This is a genomic window from Paenibacillus sp. AR247 (assembly GCF_002968895.1).
Lineage (GTDB): Bacteria > Bacillota > Bacilli > Paenibacillales > Paenibacillaceae > Paenibacillus_AQ > Paenibacillus_AQ favisporus.
On the sequence record NZ_PCZT01000012.1, the window covers coordinates 501582 to 506035 of the forward strand.

5 protein-coding genes and 1 pseudogene are annotated in these 4454 nt (G+C 53.9%); all 6 read left to right on the forward strand.

The features are described 5' to 3' along the window. A partial coding sequence (locus tag CPT76_RS23875) for a riboflavin synthase (protein WP_374954720.1) occupies positions 1-473 on the forward strand: 473 nt, incomplete at its 5' end. Positions 474-529: 56 nt separating this feature from the next. Continuing rightward, positions 530-1748, forward strand: a pseudogene (locus CPT76_RS23880) (bifunctional 3,4-dihydroxy-2-butanone-4-phosphate synthase/GTP cyclohydrolase II). A 20-nt stretch (positions 1749-1768) separates the two neighbouring features. Beyond that, a complete protein-coding gene (gene ribH / locus CPT76_RS23885) occupies positions 1769-2236 on the forward strand; it encodes a 6,7-dimethyl-8-ribityllumazine synthase (protein ID WP_089548072.1) in 468 nt (155 codons plus the stop codon). Between the two features lie 123 nt (positions 2237-2359). Beyond that, on the forward strand, positions 2360-3154 hold the full coding sequence (locus CPT76_RS23890) for a segregation and condensation protein A (protein ID WP_105444658.1): 795 nt from the start codon (positions 2360-2362) through the stop codon (positions 3152-3154). Next, complete coding sequence (gene scpB / locus CPT76_RS23895) at positions 3123-3722, forward strand: SMC-Scp complex subunit ScpB (RefSeq protein ID WP_105444744.1); 600 nt, start codon at positions 3123-3125, stop codon at positions 3720-3722. Before CPT76_RS23890 ends, scpB begins: the two co-directional genes overlap by 32 nt. Positions 3723-3862: 140 nt before the next feature. Further along, a partial coding sequence (locus CPT76_RS23900; protein ID WP_105444659.1) for a DUF2953 domain-containing protein occupies positions 3863-4454 on the forward strand: 592 nt, incomplete at its 3' end.

Sequence of the window (4454 nt, forward strand, 5' to 3'; positions counted from 1 at the left end):
CAAACGTACCGCCATTCCACTTTGAAATCGCTGGGGCTGGAAGCCGGGTGAATTTGGAGCGCGCCATGCAGGTGGGCGCCCGCTTCGGCGGACATATCGTGCAGGGACATGCCGACGGGACAGGGACGATCCGGGCGATGGACCGGGATCAGAATGCGGTGTTGATCGAAGTGGAGCCGGAAGATACCGCTCTGCTCCGCTATATCATCCCGCAAGGATCTATTACCCTGGACGGCATCAGCTTGACGGTGGTCAAGACGAGCGCCACAACATTCACCGTTTCCATTATCCCACATACGCTTGCGGAGACGAGTCTGGCAGACAAAAAGCCTGGAAGTGCCCTGAATCTGGAATGCGACATTCTCGGAAAATATGTGGACCATTTGCTTCACTACCGAACAGGGGAAGGGAATGGGCGTCCTGAACCTTCGGGAATCAGCCTGGAGCTGCTAGCACAACACGGATTTGCATGAGGCAGGCAAGAGGACAGACAGGCCAATAAGCCCATGCAGGAATAGGAGGGAAACCCATGAAGGAGGATTTTGTGTTTGACCGCATTGAAGATGCGGTGTCCGACTTGTCGGCAGGCAAGGTCGTTATCGTCGTGGATGACGAGGACCGCGAGAACGAAGGCGATTTTATCGCTCTGGCGGATCAGGCTACGCCTGAAGTCATCAACTTCATGATCACGGAAGGACGCGGACTGGTCTGCATGCCGATTACCGAGGAAAGAGCCGCAGAGCTCGGCCTGAAGCCGATGGTATCGAACAATACAGACCATCACGGCACGGCTTTTACCGTCTCCATCGACCACAAGGAGACGACAACGGGCATCTCCGCCTATGAGCGGTCCCTGACCGCCAAAGCGCTGGCCGACCCGGAAGCGACTGCAGCCGATTTCCGGCGCCCAGGCCACATGTTTCCGCTGATTTCCAAAACCGGCGGCGTGCTCCGGCGCGCCGGCCTCGCCCGTCTCAGCGGAGCGTTCCCGGCCGGAGTGATCTGCGAGATCATCAAAGAGACGGGACGATGGCACGGCTGCCGGACCTGGTGCAAATCGCCAAGAAACATGGCCTCAAGCTGATCAGCATCAAGGATTTGATCCAGTACCGCAACAATAGGAAAAGCTCGTTACCCGCGAGGTATCGGTTCGGATGCCAACGGACTTCGGCGAGTTCCAGGTCGTCGCCTATACGAATGCGGTGGACAATAAAGAGCATTTGGCGCTCATCAAAGGGGACATCGCATCCGGGGAGCCGGTGCTCACCCGCGTCCATTCCGAATGCCTGACAGGGGACGTGTTCCATTCCCATCGCTGCGATTGCGGCCCGCAGTTTGAAGCCGCACTCCGGCAGATCAACGAAGAAGGCCGCGGCGTGCTGCTGTACATGCGCCAGGAAGGACGCGGCATCGGGCTCCTTAACAAGCTGAGAGCCTATAAGCTCCAGGAAGAGGGCCTTGATACGGTCGATGCCAACCTGAAGCTTGGATTCCCCGCGGATCTTCGCGATTACGGCATCGGAGCTCAAATATTGAAGGATCTCGGCATCCGGCAAATTCGGCTGCTGACGAACAATCCGCGCAAAATCAAAGGCCTGGAGGGCTACGGGCTGGAAATCGTCGAGCGCGTGCCGATCCAAATGCAGGCCAATAAGGACAACGAGAACTACTTGCATACGAAGCAAATGAAGCTGGGGCACATGCTGAAATTTGAGCAGCCCGATTCATTGACGACGACTACCGAATAATTACAGGAGGCTGATGAAGCATGGCACATATTTATGAAGGAAATTTGGTATCCGAAGGATTAAAATACGGCATCGTGGTAGGAAGATTCAATGAGTTCATCACCAGCAAGCTGCTGGGCGGCGCACTTGACGGCCTTAAGCGTCACGGCGCCAAGGAAGAAGAAGTGGACGTGGCATGGGTTCCCGGCGCTTTCGAAATTCCGCTGATTGCCCAGAAGATGGCGGAAAGCGGCAAGTACGACGCCGTCATTACGCTCGGCACGGTTATCCGGGGGTCAACCTCCCATTACGACTACGTGTGCAACGAGGTGGCCAAAGGCGTGGCGGCGATCAACCTGAAAACCGGCGTTCCTACCATTTTCGGCGTCTTGACGACAGAGAACATCGAGCAGGCGGTGGAACGGGCCGGAACGAAGGCCGGAAACAAAGGATACGATGCTGCGGTGGCGGCAATTGAAATGGCCAACTTGACGAAACAGTTAAAATAGTGCTTATTTAATGTAGTACCCTTTTTCCGGGTACTGCATTTTTTATGTCCGCAAAGTGCCTTAAGCGCCATTGGGACACAGCCCCGCTTGGCGGGCGTACTTTAAGTGACGGGAGGATAAGCCGTGAACACTGTATTATACAAGCTGGAGACGTTTGAAGGACCGCTTGATTTGCTGCTGCACCTGATTGACAAAGCGGAAATCGACATCCAGGATATCCCCGTCAGTGAGATTACCGATCAATATATGGAATATTTGCAGAGCATGCAGGAGCTCGAATTGGATATCACCAGCGAGTTTCTGGTTATGGCGGCCACGCTGCTGTCGATCAAGAGCAAGCTCCTGCTGCCGAAGCCTCCGGTATTTGAAATGGACGAGTTTGACTTTTATGAAGAAGAAGAAATCGATCCGCGGGCGGAGCTCGTGCAGAAGCTGATCGAATACCGCAAATATAAAGGGATTGCCAAGCATTTGCAGGAAAAGGAATTTGAACGGAGCCTGATCTACTCCAAGGAGCCAGAGGATCTAACGCCGTGGGTGCCGCGTATGTCGGACAATCCGGTCAAAGGCCTGCACGCCTCCGATTTGGTCGCGGCTTTTCAGAAGGCGCTGCGCAAGGCGTCGAAGCGGACCAGCTACGCCAAAATCCAGCGGGACGAAATTTCGGTGAAGGATCGGATCCGCGAGGTGGTGCATGCCCTGGAGTCCAGTGGGCCCGGCGGCAAGCTATTGTTTTCCAAGCTGCTGCATGATGAGATGGTACGGCATGAAATCGTCGTGACGTTTCTGGCCATTTTGGAGCTGATGAAGATGAAACAAATTATTTGTTATCAGGAAAAGCTGTTCGACGACATTGTGATGGAATGGAAAGGGGGAGGTCTCTCGAATGGACTTTCCGACGTTGAAATCGATTATTGAGGGTCTGCTCTTTTTGGCGGGGGATGAAGGGCTGACGGCCAAGCAGATTGCCGAGGTCGTCGAGCATCGTCCCGAGCTGGTGACCGACGCCCTGGAAGAAATGAAGGAGGATTTTGTCAGGGAGAAAAGGGGGATCCAGGTCGTCCAGATTGCCGGCAGCTATCAGCTGGCTACGCTGCCCGATCACGCCCCGTATTTTGAGCGGCTCGCTTATTCCCCATCCCGATCCTCGCTGTCGCAGGCGGCTCTCGAGACGCTGGCCATCGTGGCCTACCGGCAGCCGATTACCCGTGTGGAAATCGAAGAGATCCGCGGCGTCAAATCCGAGCGGGCGATCCAGACGCTGGTCAACAAGGACCTGATCGAGGAGACGGGACGGGCGGAGGCGATCGGACGTCCGATTTTGTACGGTACGACCAAGTCGTTCCTCGATTACTTTGGCCTGCCGAATCTTCAGGCGCTCCCGGAGCCGGCCATATTTGAAGATACGGATAATCTGGAGGAAGAAACCCAGCTCTTGTTCGAAAAGCTGGACGGAAGACAGCTGACGTTTGACGATGTGCCGTAAAACTGCATAAACAACAAGACCCATCCGGATTCCCCGGGTGGGTCTTTGGCGTTCAAAAAAAGCTTGTGGCCGAATCTTTTCCATTAGGGAATGCCATACTATGCACAGGAAGATTTAAGGACAGACTTGGGGGTTTATACGTGTGGATTGTAGTCGCCATTATTGTTATCCTGATCATTCTGCTGGTTGCCATCATAATGTCAAGCATTACCATTACATTATGGTACAGCAAGCACAATAAGGATGACAAAGCCGTATTGGACGTCAAGATGCTGTATGGAATCGTAAAGATGCATTATGAGATGCCTTCCCTGGTGTTTGCCAATATGAAAAAGGGCTTTATGCTCCGGCTTGAAAGTAAAAACAGTTTTCGTAGCGGCCAAACCGCCGGAAAAGCGCATATTAACAAAAGACGGATTGACCATTGGGCAGATGAAGTGAGGATTATGCTCCAGTCGACGGCTTCTTTAAAGGAATGGTTTAACCGTACCATGCAGCATGTGAACATTATGAAGCTGGATTGGTCCACCAATTTATCAACAGGCGATGCAGCCTGGACTGCGATTGCAACGGGAACCGTGTGGGGGCTTAAAACGACCCTGGTGGGCTGGCTTTCCTTTAAAGTACGCATGCGAAACAATCCTAGGCTCTTTGTCGTTCCGGTGTTTAAGGATGAGCCGCAGTTTGCCACCGAGCTGTCCTGCGTCGCTCGCATATCCTGCGGTTATGCCT